Origin of the sequence: Adlercreutzia sp. DFI.6.23 (assembly GCF_024462535.1) — a bacterium.
Lineage (GTDB): Bacteria > Actinomycetota > Coriobacteriia > Coriobacteriales > Eggerthellaceae > Adlercreutzia > Adlercreutzia rubneri.
In genome coordinates, this window is sequence record NZ_JANGBP010000257.1 from 1 (window position 1) to 372 (window position 372).

Here is a 372-nt window from a genome sequence, read left to right on the forward strand (position 1 = left end):
AACGTCCTCGTGAACGAGCTGGGGATCTTCGATGCCGAGTATCTAACGAACCGCACGAACGGCTCGGCTCTCGTCAGCGATGAGACGCAGCGCATCTTGCGTCATCCCGAGTCGAACAAGGCGCTCTACATGGATGCGTCCGACAACACTGCCAAGCCCTACGACGAGTGCGTGCAGCCTGTGCTGGAAGGCACGTTTGAGGTTGATGGCGCTGCTTGCACAACGGCGTTTACCCTTTACAAGGCCCATATTTCGCGCTATACACCTGAATATCAAGAAGAGATCACTACGGTTCCCGCCGCTACTATTCGTCAGATCGCCAAAGAGTTTTGGCGAGGCTGCCCATATCGGCGAGACCATCGAGGTCGGCGG

Annotated in this window: 1 pseudogene; it reads left to right on the top strand. The window is 56.7% G+C overall.

The features are described from left to right. Positions 1 to 9: 9 nt before the first annotated feature. Positions 10 to 372, top strand: a pseudogene (locus NE591_RS13265) (hypothetical protein); the annotation flags it as partial.